Source organism: Flavobacterium araucananum (genome assembly GCF_002222055.1).
Lineage (GTDB): Bacteria > Bacteroidota > Bacteroidia > Flavobacteriales > Flavobacteriaceae > Flavobacterium > Flavobacterium araucananum.
On the sequence record NZ_MUGS01000009.1, the window covers coordinates 637 to 18,082 of the forward strand.

General features: G+C 32.9%; 16 protein-coding genes. 1 reads left to right on the forward strand and 15 read right to left on the reverse strand.

The annotated features are described in order from the left end of the window. Positions 1–222: 222 nt before the first annotated feature. From B0A64_RS07675 to tssD, 14 genes are all read right to left on the reverse strand, one after another. The gene (locus B0A64_RS07675; RefSeq protein WP_123875886.1) at positions 223–1,083 is read right to left on the reverse strand and encodes a hypothetical protein; all 861 of its coding nucleotides are present in this window, start codon (positions 1,081–1,083) and stop codon (positions 223–225) included. 89 nt (positions 1,084–1,172) lie between these two features. Next, complete coding sequence (locus B0A64_RS07680; RefSeq protein WP_089478934.1) at positions 1,173–1,793, reverse strand: hypothetical protein; 621 nt, start codon at positions 1,791–1,793, stop codon at positions 1,173–1,175. Next, positions 1,739–2,032 carry a hypothetical protein gene (locus B0A64_RS07685; protein WP_123875887.1) on the reverse strand — a complete coding sequence of 98 codons (294 nt, stop codon included), beginning with the start codon at positions 2,030–2,032 and terminating at the stop codon, positions 1,739–1,741. The genes B0A64_RS07680 and B0A64_RS07685 overlap by 55 nt, the downstream gene beginning before the upstream one ends. Positions 2,033–2,121: 89 nt before the next feature. Further along, the gene (locus B0A64_RS07690) at positions 2,122–2,991 is read right to left on the reverse strand and encodes a hypothetical protein (protein WP_123875888.1); all 870 of its coding nucleotides are present in this window, start codon (positions 2,989–2,991) and stop codon (positions 2,122–2,124) included. An 89-nt stretch (positions 2,992–3,080) separates the two neighbouring features. Then, positions 3,081–4,031 (reverse strand): hypothetical protein, encoded by a 951-nt coding sequence (locus tag B0A64_RS07695; protein WP_089478937.1) that lies wholly within the window; start codon positions 4,029–4,031, stop codon positions 3,081–3,083. A 5-nt stretch (positions 4,032–4,036) separates the two neighbouring features. Continuing rightward, a complete protein-coding gene (locus B0A64_RS07700; protein ID WP_123875889.1) occupies positions 4,037–6,979 on the reverse strand; it encodes a hypothetical protein in 2,943 nt (980 codons plus the stop codon). A gap of 10 nt (positions 6,980–6,989) precedes the next feature. Further along, the gene (locus tag B0A64_RS07705; RefSeq protein WP_089478939.1) at positions 6,990–7,478 is read right to left on the reverse strand and encodes a DUF4280 domain-containing protein; all 489 of its coding nucleotides are present in this window, start codon (positions 7,476–7,478) and stop codon (positions 6,990–6,992) included. 31 nt (positions 7,479–7,509) lie between these two features. Then, positions 7,510–8,559, reverse strand: a complete 1,050-nt coding sequence (locus B0A64_RS07710) for a hypothetical protein (RefSeq protein ID WP_089478940.1) — start codon at positions 8,557–8,559, stop codon at positions 7,510–7,512. 300 nt (positions 8,560–8,859) lie between these two features. Then, positions 8,860–10,047: a hypothetical protein gene (locus tag B0A64_RS07715; RefSeq protein ID WP_089478941.1), complete on the reverse strand. Its 1,188-nt coding sequence runs from the start codon at positions 10,045–10,047 to the stop codon at positions 8,860–8,862. A 503-nt stretch (positions 10,048–10,550) separates the two neighbouring features. After that, positions 10,551–11,690 carry a DUF2931 family protein gene (locus B0A64_RS07725; RefSeq protein ID WP_089478943.1) on the reverse strand — a complete coding sequence of 380 codons (1,140 nt, stop codon included), beginning with the start codon at positions 11,688–11,690 and terminating at the stop codon, positions 10,551–10,553. Then, positions 11,683–13,149, reverse strand: coding sequence for a T6SS phospholipase effector Tle1-like catalytic domain-containing protein (locus tag B0A64_RS07730; protein ID WP_089478944.1), 1,467 nt, complete (start codon positions 13,147–13,149; stop codon positions 11,683–11,685). Before B0A64_RS07730 ends, B0A64_RS07725 begins: the two co-directional genes overlap by 8 nt. Beyond that, positions 13,133–13,306, reverse strand: a complete 174-nt coding sequence (locus tag B0A64_RS25110; RefSeq protein WP_165769779.1) for a hypothetical protein — start codon at positions 13,304–13,306, stop codon at positions 13,133–13,135. Before B0A64_RS25110 ends, B0A64_RS07730 begins: the two co-directional genes overlap by 17 nt. A 3-nt stretch (positions 13,307–13,309) precedes the next feature. After that, the gene (locus tag B0A64_RS07735) at positions 13,310–15,175 is read right to left on the reverse strand and encodes a type VI secretion system Vgr family protein (RefSeq protein ID WP_089478945.1); all 1,866 of its coding nucleotides are present in this window, start codon (positions 15,173–15,175) and stop codon (positions 13,310–13,312) included. Between the two features lie 120 nt (positions 15,176–15,295). After that, the gene (tssD, locus tag B0A64_RS07740; RefSeq protein WP_089478946.1) at positions 15,296–15,691 is read right to left on the reverse strand and encodes a type VI secretion system tube protein TssD; all 396 of its coding nucleotides are present in this window, start codon (positions 15,689–15,691) and stop codon (positions 15,296–15,298) included. Positions 15,692–16,539: 848 nt separating this feature from the next. Between tssD and B0A64_RS07745 the strand changes: the two genes are divergently transcribed. Continuing rightward, entirely contained in the window at positions 16,540–16,764 is a 225-nt protein-coding gene (locus tag B0A64_RS07745; protein ID WP_089478947.1) for a hypothetical protein, read from the forward strand. A gap of 35 nt (positions 16,765–16,799) precedes the next feature. Here the strand turns inward: B0A64_RS07745 and B0A64_RS07750 are convergent, their stop codons facing one another. Beyond that, entirely contained in the window at positions 16,800–17,390 is a 591-nt protein-coding gene (locus tag B0A64_RS07750) for a riboflavin synthase (RefSeq protein WP_089478948.1), read from the reverse strand. Positions 17,391–17,446: the final 56 nt, after the last annotated feature.

Below are 17,446 nucleotides of genomic sequence, written 5' to 3' on the forward strand. Positions count from 1 at the left end.
CTAATATGTCATTTACATAAATTTCAAGAGGACAATTAAATTTATCATATCTTACTTGATATATAGGATTGTAATCGTACGATTTAACATTTTTATAAATATTTTTAATTTTATCTCTGTATTCTGTACCCATAGTATCCTGTTTTTTACTAGTTTGTGCGCAACTGTTTTGCAACAACAACAGACTAAAAAACAAGAAAAATTTATAAGTTGATTTCATAGTTATCTAATGATTTCGAGTTTTGCACCTGGCCTGGGGCGATAAAAATATTGAGGATAAACAACAAAACCTTCTTTAAGTTTATCTCGAATTATTGCTTTATTAAAAAAAGGCCCTTTATTAATTAATATTGTAACCAACTTGCCGTTCGCCATTAGTTTCATTTTGCCTTCTAATACTTCTGTTTTTATTGATTCCTTTAACCCATCTTGCAATTCAGTGATTAATTCTTCTGAGTTTTCTTTTGTATTAGAATAAAAAGATTGTTCAATTTCTCTTGATCTGCTATATTGTTCTCTTGCCAATCCTTCAATGTCTTTATTTCGGTACAAATCGGCAATTTCGTTCATTCTGCCTTTTACTTCTGCTTCTAGCTTTAGAGGGTCTTCTTTGCTCAAATCAATACCTTCGCTCCAACCTTCTAACGTATAAGGAACTGTGGCTGTAAATTTTCCTTCCAATTCTACAAATGGTAAATCTTTGTCTATTTTCGGTAGTTTGAATTTCATAACTTCAGTATATTTACCATTTTTTTCTCTTTCGTAATCTTGATACGTTATTCTTAATTTTAATTGAGTATCTCTAGAAACAAATTTTTCAAAATTTTTATTTGTATCTAATAATGGATAAATTTTTACTTTTGTGGTTTGTATACCACTTTTAAGGATGTATTGAGGAACTTGTATAATTTGTTCACCTGCTGTTCTACCTCCACCTGCTAAATAAACAACCAAAACATCATTGATGTAAAGTTCCATTGGACAATCATAATTTTCATAACGCACTTGATATATAGGATTGTAATCGTATGATTTTATTTCTTTATAGATATTTTTTACTTTAGTTATATATTCTGTACCCATAGTATCCTGTTTTTTAGTGTTTTGTGCGCAACTGTTTTGTAACAACAACAGACTAAAAAACAAGAAAAATGTATAAGTTGATTTCATATTTATCTAATAATTTCTAGTTTTGCACCAGGGCTAGGGCGATAAAAATATTGTGGGTAAAAAGCATATGAATCTCCAATGTCCGTGCGTATTATACCCTCATTAAAGAATACACCTTTATCAACTAATATTGTGACCAATTTACCGTTAGCCATTAGTTTCATTTTACCTTCTAAAAGTTCTGTTTTTTTTGACTCATTTAATGATTCTTGCAGTTCAACCAGTAAATCTTCTGAATTTTTTTTAGTATGGAAATAATAAGATTGGTCAACTTCCTGCATTCTCTTATATTGTTCTCTTATTAGCCCTTCAATATCTTTATTTTGGTACAAATCGGCAATTTCGTTCATTCTGCCTTTTACTTCTGCCTCTAGTTTTTCAGGGCCTTCTTTGCTTAAATCAATGCCTTTGCTCCAACCTTCTAACGTATAAGGAACTGTGGCTGTAAATTTTCCTTCCAATTCTATAAAAGGTAAATCTTTGTCTATTTTAGGCAATTCAGCTTTAATAACTTCAGTATGTTTTCCATTTTTTTCTCTTTCGTAATCTTGATACGTTACCCTTAATTTTAGTTTTGCATCTTTAGAAACAAAATTTTCAAAATTTTTATTTTTATCTGACAATGGATAAATTTCACTCTAAAACTTTGTATTCCACTTTTAAGAATATAATCGGGTACTTGGAGAATTTGCTCTCCCGCAGATTTACCTCCACCTGCTAAATAAACAACCAAAACATCGTTAATGTAAAGTTCCATTGGACAATCATAATTTTCATAGCGAACTTGATAAATAGGATTGTAATCGTAAATTTTTACGTTTTTATAATTGTTTTTTATTTTATCTCTGTATTCTGTACTCATACTTTCTTGTTTTTTAGTGTTTTGTGCACAACTGTTTTGTAACAACAACAGACTAAAAAACAAGAAAAATGTATAAGTTGATTTCATCTTTATCTAATGATTTCGAGTTTTGCGCCAGGGCTCGGGCGATAAAAATATTGAGAGTAAAAATCAGAATAACCTCCATCGACTCTACTACGAATTATGGATTGATTTCTAAAAGAACCATCTGTTACCAATATGGTTACTAATTTTCCATCAGCCATAATTTTCATTTTACCATCTAGTAATTCTAAACTCTTTGATTCATTTAAAGCTTCTTGTAGCTGAGATTCCCATTCTGCAGTATTCTCTTTGGTAGTAAAATAAAAAGCTTGATCTATTTCTTTTAGTCTATTGTATTGTTCTTTTGCTAATCCTTCAATATCTTTATTTCGGTACAAATCGGCAATTTCGTTCATTCTGCCTTTTACTTCTGCTTCTAGCTTTTCAGGGTCTTCTTTGCTTAAATCAATACCTTTGCTCCAACCTTCTAATGTATAAGGAACTGTAGCTGTAAATTTTCCTTCCAATTCTATAAAGGGTAAGTTTTTGTCTATTTTGGGTAGGTCAGCTTTCATAACTTCTTTAAAATTATCCCAATTTTTAAGTTCTCTTTCATAATCACCATAAACCACTCTTAATTTTAATTTTGCATCTCTAGAAACAAATTTTTCAAAATTTTTGCTTTTATCTAATAAGGGATAAATTTTCACTTTTATACTTTGCAAGCCACTTTTTAGAATATATTCTGGTATATCAATATGTTGTTCTCCTGCAGATTTACCACTATCAGGTAAATAGATAACTAATATGTCATTCACATAAATTTCAAGAGGACAATTAAATTTATCATATCTTACTTGATATATAGGATTGTAATCGTATGATTTAACATTTTTATAAATATTTTTAATTTTATCTCTGTATTCTGTACTCATAGTATCTTGTTTTTTAGTGTTTTGTGCGCAACTGTTTTGCAACAATAACAGACTAAAAAACAAGAAAAATTTATAAGTTGATTTCATATTTATCTAATAATTTCGAGTTTTGCTCCAGGGCTCGGGCGATAAAAAAATTGTGGGTAAAAAGCATATGAATCTCCAATGTCCGTGCGTATTATACCCTCATTAAAGAATACACCTTTATCAACTAATATTGTGACCAATTTCCCGTTAGCCATTAGTTTCATTTTACCTTCTAAAAGTTCTGTTTTTTTTGACTCATTTAATGATTCTTGCAGTTCAACCAGTAAATCTTCTGAATTTTTTTTAGTATGGAAATAATAAGATTGGTCAACTTCCTGCATTCTCTTATATTGTTCTCTTATTAGCCCTTCAATATCTTTATTTTGGTACAAGTCGGCAATTTCTTTCATTCTGCCTTTTACTTCTGCCTCTAGCTTTTCAGGGTCTTCTTTGCTCAAATCAACTCCTTTGCTCCAACCTTCTAGCGTATAAGGAACTGTGGCTTTAAATTCTCTTTTAAACTCAAGATAAGGAGAATCTTCTTCAATTTTTGGTAACTCAGCCTTAAAAACTTCTTTGGCTTCAGCAGTTTTATCTTTTTCGTAATCTTGATAAGTAACTCTTAACTTTAACCAGAGATCTCTAGAAACAAATTTCTCAAAATTTTTATTTTTATCTAATAAGGGATAAATTTTCACTCTAATAGTTTGTAATCCACTTTTAAGAATATATTCTGGAATTTGTATAATTTGTTCCCCTGCAGATCGATCATTATCTAATAATGATACTACCAATATTTCATTGATATAAATTTCGATAGGGCAATTATATTTATCAAAACGTATTTGATATACAGGATTGTAATCGTAAATTTTTATATTTTTATAATTATTTTTAATTTTATCTTGGAACTGAGTACTCATACTTTCTTGTTTTTTAGTGTTTTGTGCGCAACCGTTTAGAGTTATCAAAATCGTTGCTACTGCCATTGTTTTTATAATGTATTTGTTCATATTCTTTATTTTAAATAAAATTTATCTGATTCAAAAGTATGTTCCAACATGGTAATTTCTATTTCTACTTTTGATTCTCCTCCAACTATTTCTATTTCTTCTACAGTTCCATCTTTTTTTAAAATCTTCTTTTTAACTCTCGCTCCGATTATGGCTGTAAAAGTTAGTTTTATACCATCAAAAACGAGGCTCGATTGCGTCCAAATCCCTTCGTCGTCTACCCCTAAGGTTCCAACAATACCCAAGCCTACTTCTCCTTTGGCACCAACACCTACTTCTGCGACGGAAGTATATTTTCCTACAACCAATTCGCCTTTAATATTTATAGAGAGTTCAACTCCTGCTGTAATATGCGCATCGCCTTTGGCTGTTATTTTTTGGGGTCCTGCGAGTACGTTGCCTTTGTAACTTAGATCAGTACTTATTTGTCCCTGTACCCAAAAATCTACTACTATACCGTCTGGGTTATCGCCCAAAGCTGCCAATAATGTTTTTACTGCTGCCAGCACTGCATAAGCGATAGGGTGCCTGCGGCAAAGCAAATCCAGAATATGCCACGTAATTTTCATCCCTATTAGTGGGTCTGCCATAAAAGCAACATTGTAGCCCAATCCTGAGCGTCCTGTCAAGGCAGGGTATTTTTTGGGATCGACAAGCTCAAATTTCCAATCGGCCCCAATTTTAAATTTAGGATACAAGATCTCTACCTCTTGCGTAGATCGGGTGAGTGATTCTTCGAGACCTTTAATTCTTGATCGTGATCGTGCATCACTTAAGAGTTCATTGATCTCTTTGTCTCCATCTGCTTTGTTTTTGGGTGTATCTTTCTTGCCTTGAATGGTGTCAGATACCCATTTTACCATCTCAAAAAGGTCTTTGTACTGTTTGGCCAGAGCTGCTGTGTTTTCGAAAAAATCCCTTGTCAGCTCTAGTTTAGTATCTTCATATATTTGTGCTTTTATAGACACATCTACATCTTGCATGATTTTGAGTAAAGTAGATAATTTTCCTTTCGTGGTATTGGGTTTATCTACAGGATTAGGTTTTGGTTTTGCTTCGCCATAAACATTTTTATAAACATCAAGTGTTTTTTGATTTATCTTATCTAAAGTTTCTTTTTTATTCTTCTCATTATCTATTTTTTGCTGTATTTCTCTCTTGGTATCTTCATTAGTCTCCGTATTGAGTTTTTCCTGAAGTTTTTCTGTAAACTTGTTGCCATCCCAACTGAATTTTTCAATTGTTTTTTTCTGATCCCATGAAGGAATAAGTGTTGTTAATTGGTCTTTTTTAACATTAAAGCCAAAAACAATACTCCATTTTATGTCCGGATAAATAGTAATATTTACGTTTTGCTTAAAAGCACAAGTGTTTGCCAGTGCTTCTATTTTTGAAAGTTTGCCTTGTGTTTCAAGATTACCAAGCCAGAAATATTTTGCTACATCAATATATCTGGACGGACTATCCATAGAAATGTCATAATTATAAAACGCATCAAACTCTATTTGATTTTGTTTTACCGTTATTATTCCTTTTTCTTTAGGAACCGCTTCTTTTTGAGTTGTTTTTAGTCCGCCCATGTATGTAATACCGGAGCTACTTTTCGATTCTGTTTTTATTAATTCCTTTTCTTCTTTTTTAGCCTTATGCTCCGCCTTAGAACTGGCATCAACTTTTAGCTCATAATCTTTAGGAATGCTAAGTACGGTAAGTTCTTTGTTAATGTGTTTGACAGGTTTATTTTCGCATTCGTCAGTTTTAAAATCAAAATCCAGGGAGCGGGCTTTTTTCTTTCCTGCAATAACGTCTACATTGATTGTGTTTGTTATTCGCTGATAGATATTGTTAGAATCAAAAATTGAGGTGCCATCGAGCTTTACACTATCGTACCTGCAATGCTGAAAATGCGACACATTGGTCTCAATATCCCCTACAATCAATGGCATATTGGTAGCAGGAATTGGCTCCTGATCTGGTGTTATACTTTTTTTATCTGTACTTACGAGCAAATAACTCCTGCTAAAACCGGTAAAAAAAGTTCCTGTTTTTACAGATTTTATGATAGGAAATATTTTTAGATTTTCTCCTGCCGTTTTTATCCAGGAACTATCAAGAACTACTTCTATTTCTATTTTTTGAGCATAATTTACCGGGGCATCATTAATTGTCAGAATACCCGATACGCCTTTTTTATTAAGATCGACGGGTTTTAGTTTATGAACTTTTACTTCGCGATTAAAAAAATCTTTTTCAGCAATTTTCAGCTTGTCATTGGGTTTAAAAGCTTCACTATCTTCCAAATATATATCGACTTCCTGACCATACAGTCCGGCAGTATAAATATGTAGTATGACCTTAGATCCAAAAGCTACTGGTGTAATCTCATTAATTGTGTTGTACCTGCAATCCGTCCATTCTGTACGAACAATCCTGGCGATACCTTCTGCCTGCACATACATCCCAAAGGGAGATGTTCCTTTGGGCTTTTCATTTTCATGCCACGCCTCAAGCCACGCAATACCTCCTCCTTCTAATAATTCAGGAAATGAGATACGCTCATGAATGCCTTTTGTAAAAGCATCATAATGTGTTATTTTATTGGGATCTAATCCGTTATATACTAATTGCCAGGTCCAGTTTAAGTCGTCGAATTTTTTTAAATTTTCATTGTATACCTTTAGTTCTGCATTGTATTTTTCTAGATCAATATCATATTGCTTTTTATTAACCGTATAATTCCATTTTCCTGTTTCGCTTAGTAAATTATAGTTCTGAGATAAATCGTTTAAGAGTTTAGGGGCTATAGGTCTTTGTTTTTTTAAGTCCTCTATTTCTTTTATTTTTATAGCAAAAGTCGCTGCTTTTTTTAACAATAAACTGTTTAGTTTAGGGTCGTATTGTTGTCCTTCTTCTACCTTTTGAGGTATGATGTGTATTTCGTTTTCCATCTCATTTGGATTATAAATCATTAGGTATTTTTAAAATATCATTTTCTGAATCATCCAAATCAAAGCCGGGAAATAATTCGGTTGCAACTTCAGGACTGGTATTTTTTATATTTTGCTGGCTTAACTCTGCAACCTGTCCGTGGTTTTTTATGCTTATGCAATCTGGTCCTCCTATTGGGCAAGTGGCTTTACTGTCTTCCAGCAGGATCTGGCCCTGGTTAGAGAGCACAACTTCCTGATAAAAACTACTCCACTCTGTAATTACGGCCTGGCAGGGTTTGTAACTAAAACCTGTGGGTTGTTTTTTGCATTTGCCAAAGGTATTTGCCTTTAGCGTCTGCCCAATTTCTTTGGTGGTAGCAATGAGTTTTTTGGCTCCGTCTTTGTCATTGCCATAATGTTTAGAGTGTGTTTTTACCTGCAAAATATCGGTTTGAGGAGCTTCGCTAAACTTGCACAGGCAAGTAGCTCCATGGACAACTACGTGTTTTTCGGCCATAATTTTTTATTTTTTAGATTCAAACAAAAATTTATTGTTGATATATTTCTACCTGAATTTTGTTGATTTTCTCGTTGCTCATTTTGGTACTGAAAGTTCCTAGTATAGAAAATATACTATTATCAGTGCTATTGAGCTTGTATTGTACATTTCCCTCAGATTGTATCAATTGAATGTTAGGACGGTCTTTTTCTAGTACCATTTTGTCTTGCAAAACTTCCTTGACAGTTCTGTGATCTATTGTTTTTGCTATATGATCGATGATCACTTTGCCACTCATCGTATAAAGGTCTTTCAGGGTTTGTGTTATTTCATATTCTACCAATCTGTTGGACAGGAAGGGTACTTTGGCTGTATATTGAATTTCTTTTTTTTCAGGATAATGAGCATATATAGGTTTAAAAAACAGGTTAAAAAACCAATTTTTAGACAGCATTCCCAGCAATGTATTTTCGTTATTAAAGTACAAGTCAGCTTTTTGTATAATAGTATCAGACTGTTCTTTTTTGTAATAATTCGTTAGTTCGTCTTTATTGGCAAGCCAGCGTTCTTTTATTTCGGTATGGTTTGCAATTCCTTTTATTTCTCCGGTATCGCTTATTCGCAGCGCGATAGGGAACATGTTTTGAGCGATTTTATCCAAGAGTTGTTCTACTGCAACTTCAGGCATTTTATGGTTTACATAAACTTGTTTGCGGTTTATTTCTATAATTTTAAAATTATAGTCGTTTTTTTTATAAACCGCATCTACCTCATACTGAATCTTGTTTTTGAGCAGATCTCCCTCATAATTTTCAAGCGTATAACCATAGGTTTTTTGGGTATAAAACCGCATCGGAAACAGGTTGCTTCCTATTTCTTTTTGTACCTCTTTTTTGGGGGATTGTTCTTCTAATACATCTGAGTAAACATAAATTTCGGTCAGGTGTTTAGGAAAACTGTTTCTTATTTTATCCCAGAAGCCAGCTTTAGCATTGTGTACCTCTTTTAAGTATTCTGTCTGAATATTTAATTTTTTGGCAACACTCTCTAGCGTATCTCCTTCATTAATAGGATATTTTGTAAGATAGATTAGTTTCATTTTTCTGTTATAGTATTTATGTCTTTCTTGTTTTTTTGATTTTCATACTTCCACGTTTGTCCTGTTGTGATAAAGTATGGATAAACAGGTTATCTAACTCCTGTATGACTTCCAATATGAGCTATTGCCCCCAAAAATAAGTAGCCTGCTACCAGTAAAGCTGTAATTAGCAATATTGCTGTTATTAAATCTTTTTTTTCATTTGCCTGTTCTTTATAGAGTTGTTATGTAAAATTGCCGCTAACGTTATTCTTTGAATAAACCCAAACTTGAACTCCAAACCAGATTTTACCACAAAAATTACATTCCTGCCAAATGGTCAGCGATAGTTTTTTGTCTCAAAATATACAACCCTGCATTTTTTATGATAGGCTCATAAACACCTGTACTATCGTTTGCATAGCCACCAACATTAACTGCATAGTGCATAAATGCCACTTTTGATTTTGTTCTCAAATGCTTGGGTAATTCGTATAAATATAAATCGTTTTTACATTCTGAATCCTTAAAATACTTTATTGCTTTCTCTTTAAAAAATAAACTTTCGTTGTTATAAATAACTTGATAATAGCCTGTGTTTATAAAAGATGGGGCAACCCAATCCGGAAAATCAAAAAAACCTCCCGTGTAATAATACTCCTCTTTTTTTCGAGAAATCAATTGAATTGAATTTGAACTTTGGTAATCAAATTTTTGTTCTTTTAACAGTTGTGCAGAATACATTTTTAGATAATTATCATCTATTTTTTCGCCAATCTGTTTGGTAGAATAAATTCTTTTATTCTGGTCTTTTAAAACAATTAATCTTTTACCAGCAAATTTTGCTGGAAAATTTAAAAAATCGATCTGACCAATAGTCTCACTTTCAAACTCGCTGCTTAGACAATGTGTAAACCTACGATCTCCTTTTTGTGAGAATAATAAAATCCAATTGTTTTTTATTTTAAAATACATGGGAATGTTGTCAGCCTGATAATCAAAATTCCTATCGGTATCATAAACTACCACTTCAGCGTCGTTGTAATACTTTTCAAATAGTAATTTAAAGTCAGCGTCCTTAATTTCATTTTGAGAATTTAGTACTTGCAAAAACTTAGTATAAACCAGCTTCTTTCCTGAAAAATCATACACCCCATTTTCTGCCAATACATATGGAATAAAATTTGCGAAATCAAAAACAGAGGTATATTTTTCTTTTGCTAAATCATCAGAAATAACAATGTTACCTAAATAATCGTATTTAGTCAATCCCTTATTATTAGAAACGTAAAAATCATTATTAATACTATCGTACAATATAGGAAAAGTGCCCTCTACTGGTACAATTTCATAATTTTTAGATTGTGGTTTTTCTATAAGACTTTTAGAATTATTTAAGTCTTTTGACTTAAATAAATCATTTGTTGTTATGTTATAGGTTGTACATCTGTCTAAAAATAATAATAGTAGAATAGCAATAATAATCAAGAAGTAAATATTTTTTTTCATGTTTTTTGTTCAATTTTACACTTTCGAAGAAAAGATATGTTGCAACCTAAGGTATTTATGAATTTCCCTTTTTTAATCTTCATACTTCCACATATTCTCAAAATCTATTTTCCTGATAGGATTTTATTGTTTTGCAGGTTAAAAATTAGTCTACAATTCTGAAAAAAAAATAAACATTCTATAAAATGAGAATAACAAAAGCATAGTTCCCAAGATGTACATCTCAATTCTGTTAATTTTCCTTACTCCAAATATCCTCACACAAATTCTGTCTATTATTAGTATTGCAATTATAAACGGAATCCATAACAAATTTACCCAGCCTTGTATTTTTTGGTCCATATCATATAGGCTTATCATAATTGTTGAGGAAACAACTATTCCCAACAATGCTACTAAACTTATTCCGGAAAATAGTGTTACAGTTTTTAAATATTGTGCAGTCATAAATTTCAATTTATTTCTATATACTCCATTTTATAGTTCACAAATAAATCCCGCAATTAATCCTTAAAAACCCTGACAATTATTTTGGTCAACGGAATTTCTTTGTTTTCTTGTTTTACTATTACCTTACATTCTTTATTAGAACCGTTAACTTTAAATAAGATTTCGATGGGTTTGTTTTTATCCAGGCTATTGAATGCTTTAAATATTTCTTCTTCCTGAAAATCTTGTGGGTTTTGATCCTTAATTATTTCAGAATGATATTTATTTAAATAATATTTAATGTCTTCCCGCAACATAATATCAGCAACATATTTTTGTCCTGATGCATCTTGCCATCTTGGCTCTAAATTATAAGGAATAGCCCTGGACTGATAAGGATCATTATTTAATAAAGGATTGTTGCTATAGATACTTTCTTCTTCGGCATTGATCATTTTAAAATACATCTCATTTAATTTCTCTCCATTTGTGCCTGTTAGCTTAAATGACCAATTGTATTTTTCTTTATAGGTTTGCCATAATTTATAGGGCAATGTTTTGTTTTTTATTTCTTGTTTTACTCTTTCTGAAAATATTGTATTCATATTGTCTTGCATATTTTCTTCACGGGTACCGTATTCAGATATATTTTCCCATTTTACATTTGGTACTTCTTTTGCATAATAGGTGGCTATTAGTTTTTGCTCTCTCATGCCTGCCATCCAAACTGTAACTTCGCCCCCCAAAGAAACACCTGCAATGATCTGGTCATACTTCATGTATTTTAATACTTTGCCGGATTGTGAGTCATCAAAGGTTTTACCTTGACGTAACGGGTCAGTGCTTTCTTCTTGTAGCAATTTCTCTATTTCTTCTGATGGTAAATCAAAAGTGCTTTCATAAAATTTATCTTCGGTTTCTGAATAAAAATGAATTCTTAAATCTTTGGGCACTTCATTAAAACCATCACCTACTACATCGCTACCACCTGAACCCCAAGGTCCTCCTAATGTACCAGTAGGCCCTACAAGTGGCAAAAAGCCATTAGGAGTGTGAAAAGAGCTTGAATAAACAGTAATTTGGTATTGTTTATCGCAACTGGCATAAGCATCGTATTTATATTCTTTCATGGTAAAATATTGGCAAGAAGTTAGGTTTATACTCCAGGTAATAAAGAGTATAATTTTGATTAATTGTTTTATAGGATTATCCATCTATTATTTTTCTTATTTGATTCGCTCTTGGTCCATGACCCGTTTTGTCTGTGGCAGACCAATGCAAGTTGGTGTTAATTAGTGTTTTTTCATTGGCAAAATCAAGATACTTTTTATAAGATAGGGTCGAACGTTTGTAATCTTCGGTGTTTTTTACAGCCTCTATGTACGCTTCCAGTTTCTTTTTGACATAACCTAAAATATGCTCTTTATCACCTGCTTTTTCAGGTATTTTAAATTTTTTCTTTATACCATCTATATCAAAACCTGCCTCTTTTTCTTTGGCAAACCCACTCATAAAATGTAAGGATAGAAAGCTGTACCTCTGGTCTATATAGCGGGTACCTTTGTACATAATGTTATAATCGTCTGTGACCATTACAAATTTTAACTGATCTGGTTTGTACCAGCCACTCTCTACCAACTCTTTTTTGTATTTTTCCTTAAAAGGCTCAAATTGTTTACTTGCAAAGCCGTATTTCATTGCTGCATCTCTGCCGTCTTTGTCCATTTTAACAAAATGGTCCTGCTCAAAAGATCCATTTTCATAAGCGCCCCCAATATCACAGTGACAGCCGGGTAACAGGTATTGAATGCCTTTAGTTCCGGCACTATTAATATTGGTAAGGTTAAAGTTTTTGCGCCATTCATGACCTGCTGCTATTTGTACTACATTTTTAACAGCACTATCACTTATTGCTTTCAAATTAATTTCCCGAACATCATCTTTGCCTGTCGCATCATCTTCAAAATTTACACCATAGGATGAAACAGTATCATATAACCCTACAAACCGAATTTTTACGGTATTGATTTCAATTTCATTTTTCTCGCACAACACACCCAAATGACCTCGTTTGGGCAACTGTTCTTTCTCGACTTTCTTTGAGTCCAGATCATAGTAGTTCCATTTCTCTTTCTCTGAATCCCACACTTTGCTGGCGGTGTAAGCCCCTTTAGTAACTTCATTAACAAAAGCTCTTGCCGCTGCCGAGCCACGGCTAAAACCAAAGACGTCTAAAACTAAATTTACTTTTGCGCCCTTAAGTTTGGATACCTCGTTAAAAACTTTTTCGCAACCCGAGCGCACTTTTGCTCTTATGCCTGTTTCGCCTGTTCCTGTAAGATAACCCGCAAGAGTATCCGTATCTCCATCCAGAGTACCTATGCCTTCAATATACAATGCTTTATCTTTTCCTAATGAATAAAATTCCTGTATTCTGGCTACATTAGAATAATCATTATCATAACTGTCTTTGTCCACACCCCAAGGATCATCTTTTACAGCATCTTTATCATAAGAAACTCCTTTTTTCTTTTTTTCTTTTTCTTTTCTAATGTAGGTATTACGCTGGTTGTTTAAGGTACCGTCAAACAGCACTGCTAAGGTCATTTCCTTTATCTCTTTTTCCGTTTTATCTGGTGGCGTGTAGTTGCCAAAACTAATGTTTGTTGCCATCGGATGTTATTTTTTTATTTGATATTAAAGTCAGGTTCTCCGTTGTGGCTTCCATATTAAATTGATTGGCGATTTTTGTTAATTTACCACCAACTATTAAATTATAGTCATTTTTAACCATCACTGTTCTGTTTTTAGAAATTTTGTTGATTGCCATAATTTAAAACATTTTAGATTTCTCTACACTATTAACCTCTACCGTTTTACCGCTTTGCAGGGTTAAATTCTCTTTATTGCTAAAAATAGTAACTCCGGAAGCTACTACATTAGAGATATTTGCCTGACGCAAAAAATCCTTATCAACCAGTTCTTTTCTATTGTCAGAACTTTCAGTAATATCTCCACTTGCGGTCTGAGTTAAATCATTACCGGCTGTTTGAGAGATGTTTTTTCCGGCATCATAATCCATGTTTTCTCCCGCATCAATTTTTACATTTTTACCTGCGCTGACAATAAAATCCTCTCCTGCCTGCATGGTAATATTCTTTGGTGCAGTAACATTGATATTCCCTTTTCCGTCCATAAACCAAGTGTTGCCTGATGGGTCTTTTACTAAAATGCTGCTTACGCCTTCATCAAAGGTTATGGTGCTTCCGGTTCTGGTATAAATACTTTTGATATTATTGTTGTCTTGCCCGCCGGCGCCAATTTTCCCATTAAACAAACTACCAATTACAAAAGGGCGGTCAGGATCGTTGTAGCGAAAACCAAGCATAACATGATCTCCTACTTCCGGGATAAAAACCATTCCTCTATTGGTAGAAACTTCTGAGCTTGTTCCTGCATCGGGAGTCATAACTCTAAGCCACGGTGTTCTTAGGTTTTTGGTTTGCTGCCAAAGCATTTTTACTCTTATTCTTCCGTTATTCTGGGGGTCGGCATTCTCGACTACTATAGCTTGTTGGGTTTGAGCCTGCGGAAAAGTTATTGGTGGCTCTGGCAGTTTTTTTATAAAAGCCGGCAGGGCCTTAAAGCTATTTTCATATTCGCCAATATCGGTAGCTTTATGGGTAATTTCGGTAATAATATAAGTCCCAATTTCGTAGGTTTGGTAATGTACCTTGCTGGTGTCTAGTTTTTTATTGTGTACATCAAGTTTATCCATAACCTGCTGAGACTCGATGGTGATTACAGCCCCTATTTTTAAGGTATTATTACTGCTGGTTGCCGTAATAAAAGTAGCATCGGCCATACTGCTTTCCTGTCTTCTTTTTAAGATAGTTTCTAAAAACATATCATCGCCCGTAGCGATTCGCCCGTACTCAAAAGAAGGCGTTGAATATATTTTTTCGGAAGCGTCGAAGGCCTGATTGCCCAGTTTTGGCAATCCTTCTATTCTTTCCTGAGTTTTGGCTTGATACAGGGTGTTGGAATTTTCATTATAGGTAAAACCTGAAAACTGATTTGGGGTGGCCTGCACTGATATGTTTAGGTTGTATAAATCTTTATTGTAGGTTAATTTTGTTGTTTTGTTTGTGGCTTTTGGTTTTCCAAAAAATAGTTTTTCACCATCATAATACAGCCATTCGTTGTATTGTTTGGATAAACGCTGAATATACCTGAAATCAGTTTCCAGATATTGTGTCTGGTAATCAATTTTGGATATATATTCAGGTTTTATGTCGTTTTGCAATTGTTCGCCTGCTGCATTTTTTATGATTTCCTGCACGATTTCCTGCAAAGTGCTGTCTTCCCAGGAATGTAGCTTTTCTCCTGACTCTAATAAAATGGTTTTAGAATAACCTGTCAGGATAATTTGACTCCCAACATGCCCTAATTCCTGCGCATACTGAATATTGGTTACTATTCCCAGAAAATTGTTTTGCCTCTCCAAAGCGATATGCACCACTTTGCCCAGCCAATTTTGAGCATTTTCCATAGTAAAAGATCTGGGTTGTTCTATTACCGAGTGAGGTACTTTTATGGTAAATTGATGATGGTTGTTGATGCTTTGCACGACTTCGATAGAAGTAAAATGAGAAACTTCTTTTCTATCAACTCCGAATATAATTTTTTCTTGTATCATGGTTTTTTAGGCTATTAATAAAATTGAAATGAGTAATTACTATAGTTATTTCTAATGATTATAGTAACTAGTAAGCAAAATAAAAGCGGCACTAGTGCCGCTTTTATTAAAGAATAAAAATTAAACTCTTGCCCAATTGTTATCTAATGTTGCATTGCCTAATGTAATTTTCTCTGCAGAGAAAGTGATCTCAGTAGTCATTGGAGTTTCAGCCAAAGCATCTAACTGCTCACTGAAGAATACAATAAAAGCGTTTTCAAAAGAAAGTTCTTTCATTACTTGCTCAGAATCAGCTTTAAAAAACTTTACTTTTCCGCTTACCGGTTTGTGCTGACTGTTTACTGCCTGCTCAATAACAGTAGTGTTGTCTGTAGATTTTAACTTTAAATTTAATCTACCTCCTTTAATTTCAGATGAAACTGCTCCTTTACCATCAGTGTGTCTGATTAGATCTACTTTTGAAAATAATACCTGGTACTCGTTTCCTTCAAATTCTAAAATTGCTTTAAATGCCATATAAAAATAATTAAATTGTTAAGTTGTTAAAAAATATTTTGTTTTTAGGATACCCTTTGATGTTGTAACTAGTGTAGACAAAAAAGAGGTATTCCAACTGATTTTAGAATACCTCTTTTTTGTATTTAAAGTACTTTTTTTGATTTGCTTTTTATAGGAATAAAAGCAAAGTTAGTAATCAATTACGGACGAAAATATAGATATAAAAATTAACAGCCAAATAAAATTGTAAGATTTTTTATTAAATAATAGTAAATGTAGAATAGGAGACTGCAATCGTACATATGATAATAATCTTACTTAAATGAAGGGGAATGGGCAGGTCGTCTTTTTGCTTTTTTTTAAGTTTAATAACCTTTTTTTGGTGTGCATTTAAAAACAACAATACAATTTTATTTTAGAACAAGCATTATTCAGTTTGTTAATGATTTAGTTGCCAGTTGTTTTATGTTTTTTTTTTGTAAAGGGTAGGAAAGAACTATTATAGTTGAAGATTTTTTACCTGTATAGTCAGGTTGTACGAAGTTTTATATCAAATGGATAAAAAAACTAAAGAGATAATTCTTGAGGATGCTGTAATTTTTTTAGAGAAAACGTCTTTATAAAAATCCAAATCGCAAATTTATCCGTAAGTTATTGAAATATAAATTTATATTTTTGAATTTGTTTTTAGTATATAAAGAGAGAAGATCGTTTTAATGAAGTTTTTTTTGATTTAAATCTTGTGTTTTTGCGAAAATCTTATACATTTGTCGAAGAATTAAATCTAAGCCTCTGTTTTTGTGCGAATTATATTAAAATAGATAAATTTAACAACCTACCTTGCTGTGTTGCAGCATGTTAAAATTATGAAGATAATAAAGACCATTTTTGTTGCAATTTTTTTGACTTTGATAAATTTGTCAGCTGCTATTGCTGCTACACCACCTGCGCCAATGGCTCCTAGTGCTGTACCACCGCCACCTCCGGGAGGGGCTATCGATCAAAACTTATTTTTACTGCTTATAGCTGCATTGTCTTTTGGACTGTACACGATATATAAATACAACTTAAAAAGAAAAGCTTCAATATAAATTGAAGCTTTTCTTTTGTAAAATAGTTTTGGATTTTATTTGCTGATCGAATAAAGTCTCGAGATGTATTTTCCCACAACATCAAATTCCAGATTGATTTTTGTGCCCACTTTAAAGTTTTTAAAATTGGTGTTTTCAAAAGTATACGGAATAATCGAAACGCTAAACTCATCTGCTTTAGAGTTTACTACCGTAAGACTCACCCCATTTACTGTAATAGAACCTTTTTCGATAGTAATATTGCTTAGGTTTTTATCATACTCAAAAGTATAATTCCAGCTTCCGTTTGCTTCTTCGATCTTAATGCAGGTTCCGGTTTGATCTACGTGACCTTGTACAATGTGTCCGTCAAGACGGTCGCCAAGTTTCATGCCTCTTTCCAGATTTACAACATCTCCGGCTTTCCAGTCGCCAATATTTGTTTTTAAAATTGTTTCTTCGATCGCAGTTACCGTATAAAAGGAATCTTTTATGGCAACAACCGTTAAGCATATTCCGTTGTGCGAAACACTTTGGTCTATTTTTAATTCATTTGTGATAGAAGCGTCTACTGTGACGTGCAGATTGTTTTGATCTTTTTTTATTTCGTGAATCCTTCCAAGGGTTTCTATAATTCCTGTAAACATTGTTGTTTTATTTTACTAAATTTGCACATCAAAATTAGTAATAAATAACCTGAGCA